The sequence below is a fragment of the Asticcacaulis solisilvae genome (assembly GCF_052327315.1).
Classification (GTDB): Bacteria; Pseudomonadota; Alphaproteobacteria; order Caulobacterales; family Caulobacteraceae; genus Asticcacaulis; species Asticcacaulis solisilvae_B.
The window spans coordinates 2,995,675-3,016,298 of record NZ_CP166196.1 but is presented as its reverse complement, the minus strand read 5'-3'; the positions used below and the strand labels follow the sequence as shown (position 1 = coordinate 3,016,298).

The following is a 20,624-nucleotide window of genomic DNA, read 5'->3' as shown; positions in this document are numbered from 1 at the left end:
TTTTGGGGGAGCCTAGCCATGGTGTAATCGTTGTCAAGCGCCCGGCGGTAGAGCTTTTGTGAGCGCTTCCAGGAAACCGCTTTCATCGTCGAATCGCGCGGCGATCGGCAGCGGCGCGACGTGCAGCCGCCAGTGCGGCGACAGGCGCACCCAGTCCTTTTCGGTGGTAATCAGCCGTGCGCCCTGGCGTTCGGCTTGAAGCGCGAGGGCGTGCAGGCGGCCTTCCGGAATTTCCGCGTGGTCGGCAAAGGCTTCGAAGGCACGCACGTCGAAACCCTGGTCGCGCAGCGTAGCCTCGAACTTCCACGGCTTGGCAATGCCGGCCAAACCGATGACCGCGCCTTTTTCCGGCAGCCTTTCGGGCGTCAGCCGCGCGACGAAGACGGGCTTTTCGGCAAACAGCGCCGAAAGGCTCGAATCGGGCTGCGACAGGGCGTCCGGCATCCACAACACGACGATATCGGCGCGCGCTATGCCTTCGGACAGCGGCTCGCGCAAGGGGCCGTCGGGACAAATGCCGCCGTCGCCGAACGGCCAGGCACCGTCGCGCGTATCTGCGTCGACCACCAGGATGTGCAGGTCCTTGGCGATCTTCAGGTTCTGGTGGGCATCGTCGACCACGGCGATGGCGAAGCCGTCGCGCTCCAGGGCCTTCAGCCCTTCGGCGCGGTCGAGCGCGACCATCATCGGGCCGTGACGCGCCAGCATCAGAGGCTCGTCACCGACCTCCCTGGCCGTATGCCGATCCGGATCGACCAGGGTCGGATGGTCCTGGGCTCCGCCATAGCCGCGTGAAAGGCCGGCGACCTTGTGAACGGACAATAATCGCAGCAACTCGGCGGCAATCGGCGTCTTGCCCGAACCGCCCAGGGTCAGGTTGCCGACGCTGATGACGAACAGGCTGGAGCGATAGGGGCGGGCCTTGCGGCGTTTGTCCTCATTGACCGCCAGCCAGATCGCGGCCAGCGGCTTCAGCACCGGGCGCCACCATGGCGCACCTTCGGCGTCCTTTCGGTACCACCACCTCGGCGTCCTTATGGACATAGCGGCTCCAGTGCGCGCCAGACGCGGTCGAGTGTCCCGGCTTCGTCGCGCGACACGGCCAGGGCGGCGGCGTCGGCGGCCCTTATGGCCAGGGGCGCGTCCCGCAACTGTTCGACCAGGAAGGCCAGTTCGCGCGGCCCGGCGACTTCCCAGGCGCCGCCGGCCGTGGTCAGCGATGCGAAAATCCCTTCCCAGTTGCCGATGTCGGGGCCGGTGATGACGGCCTTGCCGAGGCGGGCGGCTTCGAGCGGATTGTGCCCGCCGATACCGGTCAGGAAGCTGCCGCCCATGACGACGATGTCGGCCAGGCTGAAGAACAGGCCCAATTCCCCCAGCGTGTCGGCCAGGTAGATATGCGCCGATGGTGAAATCGGCTCCTTCAGCGAACGTTGCGCCACATGCAGGCCCAGCGCCTCGAGATCGAGACGGATATCGGCGGCCCGGATCGGATGGCGCGGCACGAGGATAAGCAGGTCTCCGTCGCGCACCCACGGTTCGAGCGAGCGGGTAACGAGGTTGTCCTCGCCATAGTGCGTGCTGGCGGCGAGAATCACGCGGCGGCCGTCGGTCAGGGCCTTGAGCGCAGCCAGGGCCTCGGCGTCGACGGCAAGCGGTGCGCCAAGGGTTTTCAGGTTGGCCTGCGGTCCGGTCGTAACGCCCATCGCCTTCAGGCGTTCATCGGATGCGTCGTCCTGCGCCATGATCAGGCGATAGCCGCCGAGCAACTGCCGCATCGAGCCCCGGAAGGTCCGCCAGCCCCGGAAAGTCTTTTCGGTAATGCGCGCGCTCAGCAGGACATGGGGAACATGCCGGCCGGACAGGGCTTGCAGGAGGTTCGGCCAGATGTCGCTCTCGATGAAGACGGCAAGGTCCGGCCGCCAGTGGTCGAGGAAGGCGGTCACCGCCTGGGGCGTATCGATCGGGGCGAACTGGTGGATCACGCCGGCCGGCAGGCGGCGGCTCAAAATCTCGGCTGAGGTCGTGGTGGCGGTGGTGATCAGGACGGTGACGCCGGGGCGCGTCGCCATAAGGCGCTGGATGACGGGAATGGCCGACAGGCTTTCGCCCACGCTGACGCCGTGGAACCAGACGAGCGGACCTTGCGAACGAACAGCGGCGGTGACGCCAAGCCGTTCGGGGAAGCGTTCGGGATCTTCCTTGCCCTGGGTGACGCGCTTTTGGAGCAGGCCGGGGGCGAAGCGGTGAAACAGCCGGGCGAGGCCTGCATAGGCGCTGAGCGCCACCGTCATTGCACGGACTCTTGCGGTGAATTGGCGCCGTAGCGGTCTTCCCAGCCCGTATGGGCGCCGCCGGCAATGCCTTTCGGGGCGCCGACCAGATCGTCGGCCCGGTCCGTGGCGGCGCTCAGGGTTGCCTCGGCCTCCTGGCGGCGCCGTTCGAAGACATCCGGCGCCAGGTCCGCCGGTACGGGCGGCAGGACCCGCCACACCATGGCGCCGCGTGTGAAGGGCAGCGGCAGGCGCATACGGTCCCAGGTATTGAATTCAAGATAGCGTCGCGTCGATTGCCCCAGGCATACCAGTTGCGCGCCGGTCATCTGCGACAATTTCAGGCTGCCGTCTGTCATGGTGCGCGACGGACCGCGCGGGCCGTCGGGCGTGGTGGCGGCGCATTTGCCGTCGCGAATCCAGCGCAGCATGTCGCGAAACGCCTGGGCGCCGCGCTTGTCCTTGGCCAGGTTCGACTTTTTGGCCGAGGAGCCGCGGATCGAGTGGCGGCCGAAACTGTCGGTGACGCGGACGATGACGTCGCCGAACTTCGACGTCGAACTCAGCACGGCCACCGGCTGCGCTATGCCGAGCGGCCAGCTGGCGTGTCCCAGATGCAGGCGTTCGTGCCAGAACATCAGCACGACCGGGCCGTTGTCCTTCCAGACCTTTTCGACCTCTTCGCGGCCTTCGCTCTGCCAGCGCGTCGTGGCGTAGCAGAATTTGAGGTACCAGGCGATCAGGGTGCCGATCAGCGTCTGCAGCCAGCCGGCGTTCAGGATATCCTTCATGACGCCTCCTGAGGCTGGGCCGCGAACTGCGTGGCGGCCAGGCGGGCATAAAGGCCGCCCGCCCGCATGAGGCTGTCGTGGGTGCCGCGCTCGATGATCTCGCCCCTGTCGAGGACAAGGATGTGATCGGCGTGGCGGACCGTCGACAGGCGGTGGGCGACGACAAAGGTGGTGCGGCCGGTCATCAGCCGTTCCAGCGCCTGCTGAACCTTGATTTCGGACTGCGTGTCAAGGGCCGATGTCGCTTCGTCGAGGAGCAGGAGCGGGGCGTCCTTGAGAAAGGCGCGGGCGATGGCGATGCGTTGCTTTTGCCCGCCGGACAGGCGCGATCCGGCCTCGCCGGCCCGCGTGGCGTAACCGTGCGGCAGGTCCATGATGAAGTCGTGGGCGGCGGCGTCACGGGCGGCGCGCTCGATCTCGGCGTCGCTGGCGTCGGGACGGCCATAGGCGATATTGGCGCGGATGGTGTCGTCGAACAGGAACGGATCCTGTGTCACCAGGGCGATGCGGTCGCGTAAGCACTGAAGGGCGATGTCGCGGTGGCTTAAACTGTCGAAGCGGATATCGCCCGCCGTCAGGTCGAAAAAGCGCGGAATCAGGTTGAGCAGGGTCGACTTGCCGGAACCCGACGGCCCCACAAGGGCCACGGTCTCGCCGGCGTGGACGGTGAAATCAACGTCCTTCAGCACCGGTTGCGCCGGATCGTAGCCGAAGGCGGCGTGGTCGAAGGCAATCGCCTTGAAGTCGCGGGGCAGGGAGCGGGCATCGGCGCGGCTGACGATCTCGGGCTCGACATCGAGGGCGACGAACAGGCGGCGGGCGGCGGCCAGGCCCTGGCTGAAATTGCCCTGGAGGCCCGCCAGCTGGCGCAGCGACTGGCTCGCCGTGCCGAGCGCGAGCAGGAAGGACAGCAGGGCGCCGGCCGTCAGGTGGCCGTCCGCGCCGCGCCATCCCGCGTAGGCGATCAGCCCGGCCAGGAACAGGCCGGTCAGGACTTCGGTCGCCGGCGCCGCCATCGAGCGGGCATTGGCGCCCTTTATGAGAAAGCGCTGGCGGCGTTCGATGACCTCGCCGACGCGCGCTTCTTCATCGGCCTCGCGATTGCTGATCTTGACGATCTTGATGCCGTCCAGGCTTTCCATGATGGCCGTCGACAGGGTCGAGGTTTCGGCCATGGCGCCTTGCGCCGCCTTGCGCGTCAGCTTGAGATAGCGGCCCATGACGGCCGCGATCAGCGGCGCGACGACCAGCACGGCCAGGGTCATCGACCAGTCCATGCCGACCATGTTGGCCAGGCTGCCGATGATGATCAGCAGGGCCTGGACGTATTGCACCAGGCTGGCCGACGCGGCTTCGCGCACCAGGTCGGCGTCGTACAGCACCGACGACAAATGCCCGCCGGAATGGGTCGATTGCAGCCGGCCGAGATCGGCGTGGACCAGGCGGCCGAACAGCTGCGACTGGATCTGCCCGACCAGCTCGTTGCCGATCTGGTTGAGGGTGACGGTCAGGCCGCGTTGGGCGGCAAAGCGGATGAGCGTCGCCACGATGAAGATCAGCGGCACCCACAGCAGCGGGCTGGACTTGATGAAGGGCGGCAGGTTGCGGGTGATGAAATCCTGGCCGGCGCTATGGAACAGGAGGTTGACCGCCGAGGCCAGCCAACCGACCAGGATAACGGTGGTCAAGGCCACCACGGCGGCGCACAGCAGCGCGGTTCCCAGCTGCGGCTGGCGCGGCTTGAGATATTGCCGCCAGACGCGCGCCATCAGAGCCTTGTTGCTCTGTTCGGCGGGGAGGGATTTCGGGGAAAGCGGCATCGGAGCGGTGGCGAAAACTTTGTTCGGCTTTATATAGGCTTATGCGTGATTTGCGAAAGCCTGTCGCCTGATTTCTCATTGCAATTCGCTGCAACCGCGAAATGGGGCTCCACAAAGGGCGGGGTTTGTGGCATGGCGACCGCCTGTATTGTTTTGAGCCGCCTATGAAACTCGTCAAAAAGAAATTCAACCGGCCGCCGTTCCCGACGGCGACCAAATGGGACCGTTTCAAGACGCGGATGCACTTCCTGTGGGCCGACCACGCCTATCTGCGCCTGGGTTTCACCAATGCCCACTGGATCGACGAGAAGATGCTGCGGACCAACCAGCCGTGGCCGTTCCAGCTGAAAAAATGGAAAGAGCAGGGCGTCAAGACCGTCATCAACCTGCGCGGCGGCGCCAGCTCATTCTATTATCTTGAAGCCTTTGCCTGCGAGCGACTAGGGTTGAAGCTGGAAGGGTTCGGCCTGACCTCGCGCAGCCTGCCGACCGCCGCTGAAATCCTGGAAGCCAAGGCGCTGTTCGACCGTATCGAATATCCGGCCATGCTGCATTGCAAGTCGGGCGCCGACCGGGCGGGCATGATGAGCGTGCTTTATGCGCACCTGCATCTCGGTCAGCCGATCGCCGAGGCCAAGGAACAGCTGAGCTTCAAATATCTGCACATGAAGGCCGGCCATACCGGCGTGCTCGACTTCATGTTCGAAGTCTATCTGACCGAGGTCGAGCCGAAAGGCGTCAGCTTCCTCGACTGGGTGCAGAGCCCGGACTATGACCCCGTCAAGCTCAAGGCCCGGTTCAAGGCCAGCTGGTGGGGCAAGATGCTGACCGATAAGATTCTGCGGCGGGAATAGCCAATATTGCACCTCCCTGTCGCGAAGCGATGGGGAGGGGGACCGCACGACTGAACCCTTGCGAGAGCAAGGGAGAAGGAGATGTGGTGGTGGGGTTTCTTGCTTACGTTTTCCGCGAAGCTGGTTCGAAGAAAGCAAGAAACCCCACCACCATCCCACTACGCTAAAGCTTCGTGGGACGGTCCGGCACGGGCGGCCCCGCCCTCCCCATGCTTCGCACGGGGAGGTGCAGCTCAGTGCTCGTGGCCGTCGTCCGAATCCGGATCGATCAACTTGTGCGCATGGATGACGAAATAGCGCATCAGCGCGTTGTCGACCGTCGACTGTGCCTTGGAACGCCAGGCGCGTACGGCCTCGGCATTGTTCGGGTAGGCGCCGACGAATTCGATCGCCTTCAGGTCCTTGAAGGTCGTCCCGTTGAGATCGGCCAGTTCGCCGCCGATGACCAGGTGCAGAAGTTGTTTGTCGCTCATAGCTCACTCGTAACAGACATTTAGGCCGGGCTTTACCGTGCGGTCGTTGCGAATGCAACCGGTTGCGGCCCGATCAGGGATTTTCCAGCGTCAGCAGGTGGGCGCAGCGCCGGATGATCTCCGGAAACAGCGCCGGGCCCGAGCAGATAAGGCTGGGCTTCAGGCTATCCCTAGCATTGAAACCATAAGGATTGCCTAAGTGATCCGAAACGACGGCGCCGGCTTCCTGGGCGATCAGGCTGGCGGCGGCCACGTCCCAGTCGCGCTTCGGCGTCAGCGCCATGGTGAAGTCGGCGCGACCGGCGGCGACCACGCACATGCGGTACGCGACCGACGGCCGCGACACGACGTTGAGGCGCGGCCAGGGCTCAGGCCAGATATCACGGCCGAACAGGCGCGAATCGCCGACGACTTCCGCCGACTCGAGCTGGCTGGTCGCGGTAACATGAATGGGCAAATCGTTGAGCCGCGCGCCCCTGCCGGCCTCGGCCGCGTAAAGCTCACCGGCGTCCGGCGCATAGACCACGGCCGCCACGGGGCGGGTGGCTTCGACGACGGCCAGGGCGATCGTCCAGTAGGGGCTGCCCTTCGACAGGCCCATCGTGCCGTCGATCGGATCGAGCACGAAGGTTCGCCGCGCATCCAGACGCTCGGTATTGTCCGGTGATTCCTCACTTTGCCAGCCATAGTCGGGGCGGGCGTCGAGCAAGGCCTCCTTGAGCCAGAGATTGACCTCGGTATCGGCGTTGGTGACGATCGAACCGTCAGCCTTGAAGCTGGTGATCAGGCCGTGCGCCTTGAGGTGCTGGGCCAGCGCGCCGGCCCGGCGCACCTTGTCCACAATCAGGTCGAGATCGCTGACGTGCCCGGCGCTGGCCATCATTTTCCGCCTACGCTCAGGCCGTCGATCAGGAAGCTGGGTGTGTCGAGTGTTCCGCGGATTTCCAGGTCGCTGCCCGGAATCAGGCGGGCATACATGTCGATCAGGTTGCCGGCGACGGTGATTTCGTTGACCGGGTAGGCGACGGCGCCGTCTTCGAACCAGAAGCCCGAGGCGCCGGCGGACCAGTCGCCGGTGTCGGAATTAACGCTGGGACCGAACATCGAAGTGACGATCAGGCCTGAGCCCGCATCCGTCAACAGGTCGTCGAACGACTGCGTCCCCGGTGTGAGCGTGACATTGTGCGCGCCGACGCCCGGCGGGCTGGCCAGGCCGCGCGAGGCATGTCCTGTCGAGGTCATGCCCAGCTGTTTCGCCGATGCGGTATTGAGCAGCCACGTGGTCAGCCGGCCGTTGTCGATCAGCGCCGTGCGCCCGGCGGCCACGCCTTCGTCGTCGAACAGGCAGGAGCCCAGGCCGCGCACGCGCAAAGGATCGTCGATAATCGAAACGGAGGATGAAAAGAGCGGCTGGCCCAGCTTTGTCTTCAGGAAGCTGGAGCCGCGCGCGATGGCGGTGCCGGAAATGGCGCCCAGGAACTGGCCGATGAGGGACTTGGCGATGCGCTTGTCGAATACGACCGGCGCCTTCTGCGTGGCGATCTTGCGCGCGCCCAGGGCCGCCACGGCGCGTTCGGCGGCCGTCCTGGCGATGTCCTCCAGCGGCGGCAGGTCGGCGAGGTAGCGCGTCGAGCGGCCTTCGCCGTCGCGCTCCATGGCGCCGTCCTCGCCGGTGGCGATGAAACGGCCCGACTGGAAGAACAGGCTGGTATGATGCTGGCCGCGGAAGCCGGCCGAGGTCATCATGTGCCAGCAGTTCTGCGAGTAGCCGGTATTGGCGGCATCGCTCTGCAGGCGGGTGTCGACCGCCAGCCCGGCCTCTTCAATGGCCAGTGCGCGCGCCTGCAACGCTTCAGCGGCAATCGTGCTGCCGTCATAAAGGTCCAGTGCCGTTTCTTCGCCGCCGCGCCACAGCCGCGCCGGGTCGGCGAGCTCGGCGTAGGGGTCTTCGGGCGCCAGTTTCGCCATGGCGACGGCGCGGTCGACAGTGCGATCGAGGGTTCCTTTCGAAAACTCGGAAACCGAAACCACGGCTTGCCTGCGGCCGACGAAGACGCGCAGGCCCAGGTCGGCGGTTTCGTCGCGCTCTACAGCTTCCAGCGCGCCCTTGCGGACGCCGACGCTCAAGGCCCGGCTTTCGGCAAAGACCGCTTCGGCGGCGTCGGCGCCCGCGGCCTTCGCGGCCTTGAGAAGGGCTTCGAGACGCTCGTAAGGCGTCGTGGCTTCGGGCTTGTTTCGCGTTTGCAGCATAGTGAATCTATAGGCGCGCCCCCAGGCGTCCGCAAGTCACTCCTGTGACAATTTCCTGACAGCGATGCCCGGAGACATCGCAGCGCCGAAAAGCGGCTTAACCACGTCTTTTAGGATTGCGTTGACGCCGCACCGTTATCCTGGAGCATCAGTATTCGGCGCCGGCTGTCCGGGCGCCGTGTGAGTAAAGGCGTAAGCGTTGGTGTTCCCGAGTATCCATGTCGGTCTGAAGGCGATCCGCGCCGCGCTCGACCGTGTGGTGGAGCGCCGCAAGGCGCTGGCGTCGATGGACGAGTGCGGAATTCATCTGCGCGCTGAAACCGCCGAAAGCCTCAGGCCCGTCGTCCAGGGCTATCTCGTCATCGTCGCCGCCTATTTCGCCGTCCAGACCGTCTTCTATCGCGTGCCCGGCGATCCCGGCTGGTTGCCGCTGAGCGCCTTCCTGACGGTGGCGATCTGCGGCTGGATGCTTTACCTGATCCGCGGTACGCGCCGAATCCGCCGCCTGGACCTGGCCGGACACAGCGTCAACCTGATGCTGGTCATCGACACGCTGCTCGACATCCACCTGCAATACAACAGCATCAAGCTGATCTATTTCGCCCTGCTGCTGCCGGTCTTCGCCGCGTCGGGGGCCCGGGCGCGCGTGGCCGTGCCCGGCAGCCTGGTCTCGATGGTCCTGTTCACGGTCTTTGCCTGGCGCTGGGAAGCCGCGCACGTCGCCGACTATGCCTGGGTGGCGGCGACCGCGCTGGTCAGCGGCCTGTCGATCAGCGGAATTTTGCGGAGCGCGCTGTTGCGCGTCGTGCGCGCCCAGGTGACGACCGAATGCCATCGCCAGCAGGCCCAGACCCTGGCCGACTGCGACGCCCTGACCGGACTGGCGAATCGCCGCAGCTTCTTCCGCCATGCCGAAACCGTGCTGGCCGGAGATGCGCCGTTTGCGCTGGCCCTGATCGATCTCGACGGCTTCAAGCCGGTCAACGACACCTACGGCCATGGCACCGGGGACGACCTGCTGGTGACCGTGGCCGACCGCCTGCGCGGCGTTTGCGGCGCGGACGGCTTTCCCGCGCGCATGGGCGGAGACGAATTCGCCATCGTCCTGACCGGCGATTGCCATGACGACGCCCTCCAGGTCTTCGGCGCGCGCCTGTGCGACGCCCTTCGCGAAACCTATGTACTGGGCCCCGTCGCCACCACCATTTCGGCGTCGGTCGGCTTCGTGCGCGGTGAGGCTGCTTTTACCGTCTCGCAGCTTCTGGAACGCGCCGATTACGCCCTTTATTTCGCCAAGCAGAACCTGCGTGGCGCGCCGGTTATCTTCAACGCCCGTCACGAAGCCGAGATGCGCGACTTCAGCCAGGTCGACCACGCCCTGCGGACCGCCGACCTGGACCAGGAACTGTCGATCGTCTTCCAGCCGCAGGTCGACGTCGTCGAAAACCGCACGGTCGCTTTCGAGGCCCTGGCGCGCTGGCATAGTGCGACGCTCGGGCCCGTCGCGCCGGATATCTTCATCCGCGCGGCCGAGCGCTCGGGCCTGATCACCGACATCACCCTGAAACTTTTGCGGAAAACCCTCAGGCACATGGCGGTCTGGCCCGAGACTGTCCGGGTTTCGTTCAACCTGTCGGCCCGCGACCTGCGTTCGGCGATCTCGATCGGCAATATCTGCGCCGCCATCCGCGACAGCGGCGTCGATCCGCGCCGCATCGAGCTGGAAATCACCGAGACGGCCATGCTGACCGACTTCGACCAGGCATGCCAAGCGCTGACCGTGCTCAAGGCCCTGGGTTGCCGTATCGCCGTCGACGATTTCGGCGAAGGCTATTCCAGCTTCGGCTATATCCATCGCCTGCCGGTCGACAAGATCAAGATCGACCGCACCTTCGTAACGCAACTGGTGCGCCACCGCTCGGCGATCAAGATCGTCAAGACGATCATCGACCTGTGCCGCAACCTCGAGCTCGACTGTGTCATCGAGGGCGTCGAAACCCAGGCGGAACTGACCAAGCTGATCCAGGTCCGCGCCCGCTATATCCAGGGCTATCTGTTCGCCCGGCCGATGCCGGCCGAGGCGGTATTGGCGCATCTCGACACCGAGGCCCTGGATGCCCCGAGGATACAGGCTGCCGAATAGCTGGCCGTGAATATGTATGCGCTGCGGTAACCGATTAGCGCTTTCTTCAAACCTTACCGTTATGGTTTGCGCCGAGTTGTAGCGTATTTCCCGAGGCTTGCTTCACAAGGATAGCCCCACGGTGACGGTTCGCGTTCCGCCTGTCTTCTCCCGCCTGACCTCAGTCCTGCACAGCCTGACGGCCCGTTTCGGCTTTCATACGGGGGCTGCCGGCGCCGGCGCTGCCCGGGTCCGCGAGGCGGAAAACGCCATCATGCTGCCGATCGCGCGCCGATACAGCCTGGTCATCGGCATCTATTACATGTTTGTTGTGGTCGGGCGGTTTCGCACGGAAAGCGGATTGGCCCTGGCTGTCCTGCTGGCCCTGGCTGTCGCCAATATGGCAGTGAGCGGCTTCGCTTACAGCTACTACCTGAAGGGGCCGAAGGCGGAGGCGCGGGCGTGCTCCGTGATGCTGGCGGTCAACCTGCTGCTGCTGGCCAATCCGGTCGCCTTCCAGCTTCTGCATTTCTCGCAGGGGCGTCTGCTCTATTTCTTCTTCCTGGCCATGGTCTTCGCGGTGACGGGCGTACGCTTGCGCGTCATCGTGCCGTCCGTCGTGGCGGCGCTGGTATCGGGCACGGCGATCGCGCTTGCCCACGCCCAGGTCATCTCGCACGACTCCGCGGGCTTCGGTCTGCTCGTCATCCCGGTCCTGGTCGCCGTCGCCATCGGCGTGCGTCACACCATGTTTCAGGCCGTCCAGGCCCGCGTAACCGCTGAAATCCTGACGGAAGAAGCGCAGGCCCTGGCCGATTGCGACGCCCTGACGGGGCTGGCCAACCGCCGCAGCTTCTTCCGCGCGGCCGACACCGCCATTGCCGGCGCCGGGCAGGGGCGGCCCTTCGCCCTGGCCCTGATCGATCTCGACGGCTTCAAGCCGGTCAACGACACCTACGGCCACAGCGTCGGCGACGAGCTGCTGATCGCCGTCGCCCAGCGCCTGCGTGAGGTCTGCGGGACGATCGGCTTCCCGGCGCGCATGGGCGGCGACGAGTTCGCCATCATCCTCGACGGCGATTTCAACGACGCGCGCATCGAACATTTCGGTTCGGAGCTGTGCGAGATCCTGCGCGAAATCTACCTGCTGGGCTCGGTCGCGGCCAGTATTTCAGCCTCGGTCGGCTTCGTGCGTTACGAAAGCGGCCTCAGCGTCTCGCAACTGCTGGAGCGCTCCGACTACGCGCTCTATTTCGCCAAGCAGAACCTGCGCGGCGCGCCCGTCATCTTCAATACCCGCCACGAGACCGAGATGCGCGACTTCAGCATCGTCGACCAGACCCTGCGGTCGTCCGACCTCGAGCGCGAACTGTCGATCGTCTTCCAGCCTCAGGTCGATATCACCGAGAACCGCACGGTCGGTTTCGAGGCCCTGGCGCGCTGGAACAGCGCCAAGCTGGGCGCCGTCAGGCCCGACATCTTTATCAAGGCCGCCGAGCGCTCGGGCCTGATTACCGACATTACGCTCCGGCTGCTCAACAAGACGCTGGAGCAGATTACCGACTGGCCGGAAGACATCCGCGTGTCGTTCAACCTGTCGGCGCGCGACCTGCGCTCGGCGATCTCGCTCAACAATATCTGTACGGCGGTGCGCAACAGCGGTATCGATCCGGCGCGCATCGAGTTCGAGATCACCGAAACGGCCATGCTGACCGACTTTGCCCAGGCCTGCGATTCGCTGATGGTGCTGAAGCGCCTGGGCTGCCGCATCGCCATCGATGACTTCGGTTCGGGCTATTCCAGCTTCAGCTATATCCACCAGCTTCCGGTCGACAAGATCAAGATCGACCGCAGCTTCGTGACGCAACTGGTCAAGCACGGTTCGGCGGTCAAGATCATCAAGACGATCGTGGACCTGTGCCGCAACCTGCACCTCGACTGCGTCATCGAGGGCGTGGAAACCCAGGCCGAGATGGCCAAGCTGGTTTCGGTCAGGGCGCGCTATATCCAGGGCTATCTGTTCGCCCGTCCGATGCCGGCGGACGCGGTCCTGGGCTATCTGGACGGCGAAAGCCATCGCGTGCTCGCAGCGGCTCAGTAATTACCAGATGGGTTTGCCCGATCCCGGTAAGCCCATTTCGGCCCATTTCTGCGATACGCGGTCGATGACGTCCTGCTCCATATAGAGCTTTTCGCCCCATTCGCGGTGCGTTTCCGGCGGCCATTTGTTGGTGGCGTCCAGCCCGATCTTCGAGCCCAGGCCGCTTTCCGGCGAGGCGAAATCGAGATAGTCGATCGGCGTGTTTTCGACGACCGTGATGTCGCGCGCCGGATCCATTCGCGTCGACAGCGCCCACATGACGTCCTTCCAGTCGCGCGCATTGATGTCGTCGTCCACCACGATGATCCACTTGGTGTACATGAACTGGCGCAGGTACGACCACGCGCCCATCATCACGCGCTTGGCGTGGCCGGGATAGGCCTTCTTCATCGAAATGACGGCGATGCGGTACGAGCATCCTTCGGGCGGCAGCCAGAAGTCGACGATTTCCGGGAACTGCTGCTGAATAAGTGGGATGAAGACCTCGTTGAGCGCTTCGCCCAGCACCGACGGCTCGTCGGGCGGCCGGCCGGTGAAGGTCGACAGGTAGATCGGGTTTTTGCGCATGGTGACCGCGGTCACCTGGAAGACCGGGAATTTTTCGACGCTGTTGTAATAGCCGGTATGATCGCCGTAGGGGCCTTCGTCCTCGTAGTCGTCGAGCAGGACATGGCCTTCCAGCACGATTTCGGCATTGGCCGGCACCAGCAAGGGTACGGTTTTCGCGGGCACCAGCTCGGCCTTCTGGCCGCGCAGGAGGCCGGCGAACTGATATTCCGACAGGGTATCGGGCACGGGCGTCACGGCGGCCAGGATCAGGCCAGGATCGGCGCCGAGGACGGCACAGGCTGGCAGGGGCTCGCGCTTGCCTTCGGCCTTCCAGCGGCGGTGGTGCTGGGCGCCGCCGCGGTGCGCCAGCCAGCGCATGATCGTCCGGTTCTTGTCGAGAACCTGCATGCGATATATGCCGAGATTGTAGTCGTCCTCGCGCGATTCGGACGGCCCTCTGGTCACGATCAGCGGCCAGGTGATCAGCGGCGCGGGCTCTCCCGGCCAGCAGCCCTGTACCGGCAGTTTGGTTAAATCGATATCTTCACCCGTCAGGACAACCTCTTGTACGGGCGCGCTTTTGACCGTCTTCGGACGCATGCCCATGACGGTCTTGGCCAGGGGCAGAAGTTCAAGTGCATCCTTAAATCCGCGCGGCGGTTCCGGCTGGCGCAGAAACGCCAGAAGTTCACCCACTTCGCGAAGATCCGACGGCAGGACCCGGTCCTTGCCGTCCAGGGTCACGCCCATGGCGACGCGCTTGACCGTGCCGAACAGATTGACCAGCACCGGCATGGATGACGGCGTCCCGTCGGGCAGAAGCACGTTTTCGAAGAGCACGGCCGGACCTTTTTCCGCCAGCAGCCGGGTCTGGATCTCGGTCATTTCGAGGTGGGTCGATACCGGGGTCGTCACGCGGACGAGCTCACCGGCGGCTTCCAGCTTGGCGATGAAATCGCGCAGGGATTTGTAAGCGGTCATGGGCGTGGAATAGAACGCTTTGCGCACCAAGGCAACTTGTGGCGCGCGCCGGACCTGCTACGTTTCGGCGCATGGAATCGGATCAAGGCAATCTCCTGGTCATTGGCGCCCGTTCGCTGGTCGGACGGCGCCTTCGCGAGGCCGTGACCGGACCCGCAGGATGGAAGGGCGAGGTCCGCTTCACCTCGCGCCAGCAACTGGCCAACCAGTCGCTGGTCCTCGACTTCGCCGATCCCGAAGCCTTTCAGCCGGGCATGACCTTTCACAATGTCATCTTTTGTACGCCGGTATGGCTCGGCAGTGAACGGCTGTTCCGGCACCTGAAGACGCTCGGCATGCAGCGCCTGGTGGCCTTCTCGTCGACCAGCCTGTTCACCAAGGAAACCTCGGGCAATGAAGCCGAGCGCGGCGTGGTGCGGCAACTGCTCGACGGTGAAAAATCAACGATTGATTTTTGCGAGGCCAATGATGTGGCCTGGACGATCCTGCGGCCGACCCTGATCTATGACGAAGGCCAGGACGAGAATGTCAGCCGCATCGCCTCGACCATTCGCAAGCTGGGTTTCTTTCCTGTCTGCCCGCCGGCTTCGGGCCTGCGTCAGCCGGTTCACGCGCGCGACCTCGCCGTTGCGGCATTGCAGGCGCTCCGTTCGGACGCGACCAGGGGGCACGCCTATAATCTTTCGGGCGGAGAAAGCCTGACCTATCGCGACATGGTCGCGCGGGTGTTCGAAGCCATGGGACGCAGGCCCGCCATCATCGCTGTGCCGGAAGGCCTGTGGCGGTTCGTTTTCGGGCTGCTCAAGGCCATGCAGCCGCATCGCGATCTTAAGCAGAACCTCGACATGGCGTTGCGCATGAACCGCGACCTGTGGTTCGACCATGCCTCGGCTGCACGCGATTTTGGTTATGCGCCAGAGGCTTTCCGACCAAATTTCAAGTAAACGCTAAGGTTTCCACCGCGCGCTGAGACGCAATGTCTTGCCGGCATAGCGATCGGCCCACAGCGCCTTGTTGCCCGAATCGCTCAGGCGGTCGGCGATGCGCGCCAGCGCCGGACCGAAGCCGTAGCTCCTGGGGCTTTCCTCGACCAGGATGCAGTTGTTGAGGTCGCCATGCGCCGTGAAGCGGCATTCGACCGTGGCCGCGCCTTCCTTGTGCTCCTGCAGGGCGTGCTGCGGATAGGTGGTATCGACCAGTTGCTGGTAATAGCTGGCAAGGTCCAGCGTCTGGAAGCGCGGATCGTCGCTGTCGATCGCGTAGAGGATCTGGCCGGACGGCATCTTGCCGGGCGTGACGATGTCGCGCTGGATGTCGGCCTGGCGGACCTTGGGATGGGCCGCAAACCAGGCTTTGGCGTCGGTATCGCCGCTGCGCGCCAGAATGTCATAGAGGCGGGCGGCTTCCTTCGGATCGGCTTCGACGCCGTCGCCGCTGTCATAGGCCCTTGCCAGCGCGGCCACCGCGGGCATCGAGCCATAGCGGGCGGCGTTTCTGTGCCAGTTCAGAGCCTGGTTCTCGTCTTTCGGCGCCAGCGTTCCGTCATGATAGACCGCCGCCAGCGCTTCCATGGCCGGCAGGCTGCCGCCATTGGCCGCGGCGCGGTAGGCGTCGAGCGCCTTGGCCGGATCGGCGGTGAGGCCGGTGCCGCTGGCATAGGCATTGGCCAGTACAAGCCAGGCGCTGTCGTCACCGGCCTGGCCGGCCTTCTGGCAATGCAGGGGGGCGCGCGTCCAGTCGACGCCGTCGCCCGCCGTTTCGGATGCGCACAGGTGCGACCAGACATCGCGGTCGCCCAGATTATAGGCCGTCTGGTACAGGGCATCGGCCTGGGCCGCGTTGCGCGTCAGACCGCCCTGGCCTTTCTCGTACAGCCCGCCCAGTTCGACCGCCGCCGGAGCACTGCCGGCATTGGCGGCCTTTTGCAGCCAGTCGGCCGCCTGGGCCGGATCGGCTGTCGTGCCTTCACCTTTTTCATAGGCATGGGCAAGATTGAAGGCCGCATCGGCGATCCCGCCGTCGGCGGCCTTCGACGCCCATTTGAAGGCCTCGGCCTTGTCGGCCTTCAGCCCGTACTGGCCGGAACTATAGGCCTGGGAAACGGCCCATTGTGAGATGGCGTCGCCGCGCTGGGCACGGGCTTTCAGCTCGGCGAAGGCGTCGGCATCGGATATCTTCTCAGCGGCCAGGGCATGGCCGCACACGAAAAGCGCCAGGCCGGCAAGGGCGGGGACTACTGATCGGACCATACGGCCAGCTCGTTGCCCGAGGGATCGGTGAAGTGAAAGCGGCGGCCGCCGGGGAATTCGAAGATCGTCCGGGTGATTTTTCCGCCGTTGGCCTCGACCGCCGCAAGCGACTGTTCGAGGGCGTTGCTGTAGAGGATGACCAGCGGCTTTTCCGGCGCTTCGTCGGGATCGGCCTGGAAGCCGCCGTCCAGGCCGGCATTGGCCGGGGCGGCATAGTCCGGGCCGTAGTCGATGAAGGTCCAGCCGAACGCCTTGCTGTAAAAGGCCTTGGTCGCGCTCAGGTCGCCGCCTGGAAACTCAACATAATCAATGCTGTGGTGATTCTTGCTCATCTAGCCTGTTCCAGCGCCCAAACGGTTGCGGCCTTGATGCCGCTGTCCTCGATATCGGCGACCGTGACGATATCATAATCCGCCATCCGCCTTAAGCCCTCCGGGAAGTAGGAGCGGTGCGGATCGCCGATCAGGACGGACGAGCCTTGCGCGGCAGCACGGCGAAAAAATGACAGCATGGCGGCGCTCATGCCTTTTTCGTAGGCGATGTCGCCCGCCAGGTAGACGTCGGCGGGGCGGGGCACCGCTGAAAGCAGGTCACCGGTCTCAATCGCGATATCGACGCCGTTCAGGTTTGCATTGAGCGCGATCGCTGCGGCCGAATAGGGATCGATGTCGTTGGCCGTGACCTGGACGGCGCCGGCAAGCGCCGCGGCAATGGCGACCAGGCCCGAGCCCGAGGCGATATCGACCACGGTCCTGCCGCGCACGGTGTCGGGGTGGTCGAGCAGATAGCGCGCCAAAGCCTGGCCGCCGGCCCAGGGAAAGGCCCAGAAGGGCGGCGGCAACTGCTCGCGTTCAAGATCGGCTTCGGTCATTTCCCAGATGGACGTGACCGCTTGGGCCTGCCACAGGCGGATCTCCGGAACCGAAGGCACGGGCAGGGGCGCCGTATGCGCCTCGATAAAAGCCTTGTGGTCGGGCACGGCCTATTGCGTCAAATCCGGCAGCGCCGTGTCCTTGACCGGTTCGCCGGCGAACTGGTCGGCATAGTCGGGATTGAGGACGCCCTTGAGCAGGGCCTGCGGCACGCGGATTTCATAGGGGCCTTCGACATAGGGGCCGACCTCGTAGGGCGCGAACAGGGCGTCGACGGCGCCAGCCTTTTCCTTGACGGTCGAGGCAACCAGAATCAGACGGCTGGCCGACAGGGTGGGGCAGGTGAAGCCGGTCCCGGCCTGGGTCGTCGGTTCGCCGAGGCGCTTTGAGCGTTCGGCCTCGATCTGATGACAGACATAGGCGTCGACGGCCTTCATGTCGGCACCGGGCGCGAACAGGCTGGAGGCGGCGACCGGTTGCTTTTTCGCCCGGTCCCACAGGACGGCCTGGAAAGTGCTGTTGGGGTGCGCGCCGCCGCGGAAATCGTCTTCCTGGGCGAAGGCCGACACCAGCTTGGGTGTCTCGGCCGAAATCTTCCACGCGATGGTGTGGGAATAGGCGGGCACTTCGATACCGTCGGCCGACTGCTGGGCGCGGTCCTTGTGCGCGTCGCCGAGGAAGCCGGTCAGTTCCTTCTTGCCTTCGCTGTACAGGCGGCTGTGCAGCTCCGGATAGGCCTTGACGGCTTCCGGCAGGGTCAGCGTCACCGCTGCATCGGCATCCTTGTCGGAAAAGGTCAGCTCTGGAGGCGCCGCCGACGGTGTGCCGGTTTCGGCACCCTGCGGCTTCGGCTTGTGGTCGCACGCGTTCAGCGTCAGCGCGGCGGCCGCAACGGCGGCGGCGAGCGCGGTTTTATGAATGGCCCCCATCATCCCCTCCGTCGTTATCCGTGCATCGGTACGTGCACCAGAAGCAGGCTCATGACCCACAGCAAGCCCGTGGTGCGGTTGGCCTTGAACAGTTTGAGCGCGCGCGGACCGTCATCGAGTCGCAGGCGCGCAACCTGGCTGAATAGATGCAAAGTCACCAGCAAAAGTCCACCGAAAAACAGCGGCGGAAAGCCCGCCATCCGCCCGGCCAGGCCCGTCAGCACAACCGCTGCGCCGTAGAAGAGACTGACGCCGGTCGATACGTGCTTGCCGAGGCGCCGCGTGCTCGACTTGATGCCGACCATGGCGTCGTCTTCCAGGTCCTGGATGGCGTAGATCGTATCGTAGCCCAGCGTCCAGAAGATCAGGCCGATATAGAAGACGATGGCCGCGGGCGGCACTTCGTGGTTGACCGACGCCACGGCCATCGGGAAGCCCCAGTTGAAGGTGATGCCCAGCCAGGCCTGCGGCCACCAGGTGATGCGCTTCATGAAGGGATAGGCGGCGACCAGGCCCAGCGACACGACGCCGAGAATGATGGCCAGGGTTCCCAGCTGGATGAGGATACCGAAGCTGATCAGCGAACAGGCGACGATGAAGGCTATGGCCTGTTTCGGCTTGATCTGGCCGGACGCGATCGGGCGATTGCGCGTGCGTTCGACCCTGGCGTCGATATCGCGGTCGACCAGGTCGTTGAAGGCGCAGCCGGCCGCGCGCATGAGGGCAGCGCCCACGGCGAACAGAATCAGCTTGTAGAGCGGAAAGTGGTGCGTCAGCCCGGCTTCGTCGATGCGCGACAGGGTCGGGTTCACCGCGTCGATGGTGAAGAACGGGTGGGCGATGGCGAAGCAAAGGCCCATGGCGCCCGGCAGGAACAACAGCCAGATGCCGATCGGCCGGTCGAAGCGGCCGAGCTTCAGCCACGGCCGCATGTGTTGCGGCGCGACGCGGTCGACCCAGTTGGTCTTGGCGGCATCGGGAAGGGGAGCGGACGGTGCGGACATGCGGCAGGACTGCTGAAGCGATGGACTGTTGAATGCAACCCTGCCCTAAGACAAATACCGCATTAAGGCAAATACTGCCTTAGGTCATATATCAGCTGCCGCGCTCCCACAGGTCCTTGAAGGCCAGCACCGCCGCGCCGACGGCGGCGGCGTCCGCCGACAGGCTGGCCCGGCGGACCCTCAGATCGGGATAGTCTTCCGAGACGTTCAGCGACAGCCGGCGGGCGACCTGCTCGCACAGGCGGTCGGTAATGCCGTAGGGCAGCCGCCCGCCGATCAGGATGGCTTCGGGGTCGATGGTCGACACCACGCCCAGCAGCGGCAGGTACAGCAGGTCGGCGGCGCTGTTGATCCAGGCGTCGATGGCTTCGTCGGTCATGGGGTCGGACGGATCGATATCGTCGAGGTCGGCGGCGTCGATGCCATGCTTGCGCAGGGCCTCCAGCAGCCCGGGAATCGATACCTCATGTTCCAGCGTGCGCGACAGGTCGCTGCGGCTGGACCGGAAGGGGTTGGACAGGGGCAGGGTGCCGATTTCGCCGCTGCGGCCATGGCACCCGCGAATATATTGCCGGTTGATAACCAGGCCGCCGCCGAGGCCGACGCAGATGAAGAGATAGAAGAAACTGTCGGCCTGGAGACCGGCGCCGAACAGCATTTCGCCGATGGCGGCCGATGCTGCGTCGTTTTCCTGGACCAGCGGTGTCGAGACCAGGTCGCCGATGACGGTATGCACCGGCGTTTGCGACCACTGCCGGTGTCCGGGCGGCGGATCGCCGGCCGGCGAGGTGCCCAGCCCTTCGGGCATGGCGACGCCGACGCCGACGATGCGCGACATCGGAATCGCGCCGTCCTGGCGCAGGCCGTCGACGCATTCGGCGAAGAAGCTGCGCACCGTCTCGGGCGTCGGAAACGGGGTCGCCAGATGCGACCGCGTGCGGATATTGCCGGCGAAGTCCAGCGTGACGAAGGTCAGGTGGTCGCGGTCGATATTGAGCCCGAGGGTGAAAGCCGCGTCGGCATTGAGTGTCAGCACGGCGGCGGGCTGCCCCTTGGCGCCCTCCCGCATGCGGGTGCTGATCAGCAGCCGTTCGTTGAGGAAATCCTTGGCGATCTTGAAGACGGCCGGCGGCGTCAGGCCGGTAATCTCGGCCAGTTCCTTGCGGCCGACCGCGCCCCGGGCGCGGATGGCATGAAGGATGATCTTGCGGTTATGGGCGGCGGCGTCCTGTATATTGGCGCCGCGCAACCGGGCGCCGACGTCCGGCACCTGCTGCCGGAAGCGCTGGTCCTCGAGGAAATTTCGCGAAAATCCGCCTTGACGCACGTAATTCATCTTGCCCCCCGGCATGGCCA

18 protein-coding genes are annotated in these 20,624 nt (G+C 65.1%); 4 read left to right on the top strand and 14 right to left on the bottom strand.

All coding sequences use genetic code 11. The features are described from left to right. Nucleotides 1-33 precede the first annotated feature (33 nt). The 4 genes from lpxK to AB8717_RS14250 are packed head-to-tail and all read right to left on the bottom strand — an operon-like array spanning nucleotide 34 to nucleotide 4,833. Nucleotides 34-1,044 carry a tetraacyldisaccharide 4'-kinase gene (gene lpxK / locus AB8717_RS14265; protein WP_443747992.1) on the bottom strand — a complete coding sequence of 337 codons (1,011 nt, stop codon included), beginning with the start codon at nucleotides 1,042-1,044 and terminating at the stop codon, nucleotides 34-36. Then, complete coding sequence (locus AB8717_RS14260) at nucleotides 1,035-2,294, bottom strand: 3-deoxy-D-manno-octulosonic acid transferase (RefSeq protein ID WP_443747991.1); 1,260 nt, start codon at nucleotides 2,292-2,294, stop codon at nucleotides 1,035-1,037. The genes lpxK and AB8717_RS14260 overlap by 10 nt, the downstream gene beginning before the upstream one ends. Next, a complete protein-coding gene (locus AB8717_RS14255; RefSeq protein ID WP_443747990.1) occupies nucleotides 2,291-3,064 on the bottom strand; it encodes a lysophospholipid acyltransferase family protein in 774 nt (257 codons plus the stop codon). Before AB8717_RS14255 ends, AB8717_RS14260 begins: the two co-directional genes overlap by 4 nt. After that, nucleotides 3,061-4,833 (bottom strand): ABC transporter ATP-binding protein, encoded by a 1,773-nt coding sequence (locus tag AB8717_RS14250; RefSeq protein ID WP_443747989.1) that lies wholly within the window; start codon nucleotides 4,831-4,833, stop codon nucleotides 3,061-3,063. The genes AB8717_RS14255 and AB8717_RS14250 overlap by 4 nt, the downstream gene beginning before the upstream one ends. Nucleotides 4,834-5,048: 215 nt before the next feature. Here AB8717_RS14250 and AB8717_RS14245 point away from each other — a divergent pair, with 215 nt between their 5' ends. Beyond that, on the top strand, nucleotides 5,049-5,738 hold the full coding sequence (locus tag AB8717_RS14245) for a protein tyrosine phosphatase (protein WP_443747988.1): 690 nt from the start codon (nucleotides 5,049-5,051) through the stop codon (nucleotides 5,736-5,738). Between the two features lie 233 nt (nucleotides 5,739-5,971). Here the strand turns inward: AB8717_RS14245 and AB8717_RS14240 are convergent, their stop codons facing one another. The 3 genes from AB8717_RS14240 to AB8717_RS14230 form a co-directional block, all read right to left on the bottom strand. Then, a complete protein-coding gene (locus AB8717_RS14240; protein WP_443747987.1) occupies nucleotides 5,972-6,211 on the bottom strand; it encodes a DUF4170 domain-containing protein in 240 nt (79 codons plus the stop codon). A 73-nt stretch (nucleotides 6,212-6,284) separates the two neighbouring features. After that, the gene (locus AB8717_RS14235) at nucleotides 6,285-7,091 is read right to left on the bottom strand and encodes an inositol monophosphatase family protein (RefSeq protein WP_443747986.1); all 807 of its coding nucleotides are present in this window, start codon (nucleotides 7,089-7,091) and stop codon (nucleotides 6,285-6,287) included. Continuing rightward, entirely contained in the window at nucleotides 7,091-8,461 is a 1,371-nt protein-coding gene (locus AB8717_RS14230; protein WP_443747985.1) for a TldD/PmbA family protein, read from the bottom strand. Before AB8717_RS14230 ends, AB8717_RS14235 begins: the two co-directional genes overlap by 1 nt. A 202-nt stretch (nucleotides 8,462-8,663) precedes the next feature. Between AB8717_RS14230 and AB8717_RS14225 the strand changes: the two genes are divergently transcribed. Both AB8717_RS14225 and AB8717_RS14220 read left to right on the top strand, forming a co-directional pair. Then, nucleotides 8,664-10,604: a putative bifunctional diguanylate cyclase/phosphodiesterase gene (locus tag AB8717_RS14225; RefSeq protein ID WP_443747984.1), complete on the top strand. Its 1,941-nt coding sequence runs from the start codon at nucleotides 8,664-8,666 to the stop codon at nucleotides 10,602-10,604. A 121-nt stretch (nucleotides 10,605-10,725) separates the two neighbouring features. Beyond that, nucleotides 10,726-12,684 (top strand): putative bifunctional diguanylate cyclase/phosphodiesterase, encoded by a 1,959-nt coding sequence (locus tag AB8717_RS14220; RefSeq protein WP_443747983.1) that lies wholly within the window; start codon nucleotides 10,726-10,728, stop codon nucleotides 12,682-12,684. Here AB8717_RS14220 and AB8717_RS14215 read toward each other — a convergent pair whose 3' ends face one another. Continuing rightward, nucleotides 12,685-14,214 (bottom strand): UbiD family decarboxylase, encoded by a 1,530-nt coding sequence (locus tag AB8717_RS14215; RefSeq protein ID WP_443747982.1) that lies wholly within the window; start codon nucleotides 14,212-14,214, stop codon nucleotides 12,685-12,687. 71 nt (nucleotides 14,215-14,285) lie between these two features. Between AB8717_RS14215 and AB8717_RS14210 the strand changes: the two genes are divergently transcribed. Further along, nucleotides 14,286-15,158: an NAD-dependent epimerase/dehydratase family protein gene (locus AB8717_RS14210; protein ID WP_443747981.1), complete on the top strand. Its 873-nt coding sequence runs from the start codon at nucleotides 14,286-14,288 to the stop codon at nucleotides 15,156-15,158. A gap of 3 nt (nucleotides 15,159-15,161) precedes the next feature. On the opposite strand, the gene AB8717_RS14205 is transcribed toward AB8717_RS14210, so the two are convergent. The 6 genes from AB8717_RS14205 to AB8717_RS14180 all read right to left on the bottom strand — a co-directional run bounded on the left by AB8717_RS14205 (nucleotide 15,162) and on the right by AB8717_RS14180 (nucleotide 20,604). Further along, nucleotides 15,162-16,463, bottom strand: coding sequence for a tetratricopeptide repeat protein (locus tag AB8717_RS14205; protein ID WP_443747980.1), 1,302 nt, complete (start codon nucleotides 16,461-16,463; stop codon nucleotides 15,162-15,164). After that, entirely contained in the window at nucleotides 16,448-16,795 is a 348-nt protein-coding gene (locus AB8717_RS14200; RefSeq protein WP_443747979.1) for a VOC family protein, read from the bottom strand. Before AB8717_RS14200 ends, AB8717_RS14205 begins: the two co-directional genes overlap by 16 nt. After that, a complete protein-coding gene (locus AB8717_RS14195; protein ID WP_443747978.1) occupies nucleotides 16,792-17,442 on the bottom strand; it encodes a class I SAM-dependent methyltransferase in 651 nt (216 codons plus the stop codon). Before AB8717_RS14195 ends, AB8717_RS14200 begins: the two co-directional genes overlap by 4 nt. A 3-nt stretch (nucleotides 17,443-17,445) precedes the next feature. Continuing rightward, entirely contained in the window at nucleotides 17,446-18,264 is an 819-nt protein-coding gene (locus AB8717_RS14190) for a PdaC/SigV domain-containing protein (protein ID WP_443747977.1), read from the bottom strand. Nucleotides 18,265-18,278: 14 nt separating this feature from the next. Continuing rightward, nucleotides 18,279-19,268 (bottom strand): 4-hydroxybenzoate octaprenyltransferase, encoded by a 990-nt coding sequence (gene ubiA, locus AB8717_RS14185; protein WP_443747976.1) that lies wholly within the window; start codon nucleotides 19,266-19,268, stop codon nucleotides 18,279-18,281. A gap of 91 nt (nucleotides 19,269-19,359) precedes the next feature. Beyond that, nucleotides 19,360-20,604, bottom strand: coding sequence for an ROK family protein (locus AB8717_RS14180; protein ID WP_443747975.1), 1,245 nt, complete (start codon nucleotides 20,602-20,604; stop codon nucleotides 19,360-19,362). Nucleotides 20,605-20,624: the final 20 nt, after the last annotated feature.

Bases quoted from the DNA above. Each gene is read 5' to 3' on its own strand.
- lpxK (WP_443747992.1), bottom strand. From the start codon at position 1,044: ATGTCCATAAGGACGCCGAGGTGGTGGTACCGAAAGGACGCCGAAGGT.
- AB8717_RS14260 (WP_443747991.1), bottom strand. From the start codon at position 2,294: ATGACGGTGGCGCTCAGCGCCTATGCAGGCCTCGCCCGGCTGTTTCAC.
- AB8717_RS14255 (WP_443747990.1), bottom strand. From the start codon at position 3,064: ATGAAGGATATCCTGAACGCCGGCTGGCTGCAGACGCTGATCGGCACC.
- AB8717_RS14250 (WP_443747989.1), bottom strand. From the start codon at position 4,833: ATGGCGCGCGTCTGGCGGCAATATCTCAAGCCGCGCCAGCCGCAGCTG.
- AB8717_RS14245 (WP_443747988.1), top strand. From the start codon at position 5,049: ATGAAACTCGTCAAAAAGAAATTCAACCGGCCGCCGTTCCCGACGGCG.
- AB8717_RS14240 (WP_443747987.1), bottom strand. From the start codon at position 6,211: ATGAGCGACAAACAACTTCTGCACCTGGTCATCGGCGGCGAACTGGCC.
- AB8717_RS14235 (WP_443747986.1), bottom strand. From the start codon at position 7,091: ATGGCCAGCGCCGGGCACGTCAGCGATCTCGACCTGATTGTGGACAAG.
- AB8717_RS14230 (WP_443747985.1), bottom strand. From the start codon at position 8,461: ATGCTGCAAACGCGAAACAAGCCCGAAGCCACGACGCCTTACGAGCGT.
- AB8717_RS14215 (WP_443747982.1), bottom strand. From the start codon at position 14,214: ATGACCGCTTACAAATCCCTGCGCGATTTCATCGCCAAGCTGGAAGCC.
- AB8717_RS14210 (WP_443747981.1), top strand. From the start codon at position 14,286: ATGGAATCGGATCAAGGCAATCTCCTGGTCATTGGCGCCCGTTCGCTG.
- AB8717_RS14205 (WP_443747980.1), bottom strand. From the start codon at position 16,463: ATGGTCCGATCAGTAGTCCCCGCCCTTGCCGGCCTGGCGCTTTTCGTG.
- AB8717_RS14200 (WP_443747979.1), bottom strand. From the start codon at position 16,795: ATGAGCAAGAATCACCACAGCATTGATTATGTTGAGTTTCCAGGCGGC.
- AB8717_RS14190 (WP_443747977.1), bottom strand. From the start codon at position 18,264: ATGGGGGCCATTCATAAAACCGCGCTCGCCGCCGCCGTTGCGGCCGCC.
- ubiA (WP_443747976.1), bottom strand. From the start codon at position 19,268: ATGTCCGCACCGTCCGCTCCCCTTCCCGATGCCGCCAAGACCAACTGG.
- AB8717_RS14180 (WP_443747975.1), bottom strand. From the start codon at position 20,604: ATGAATTACGTGCGTCAAGGCGGATTTTCGCGAAATTTCCTCGAGGAC.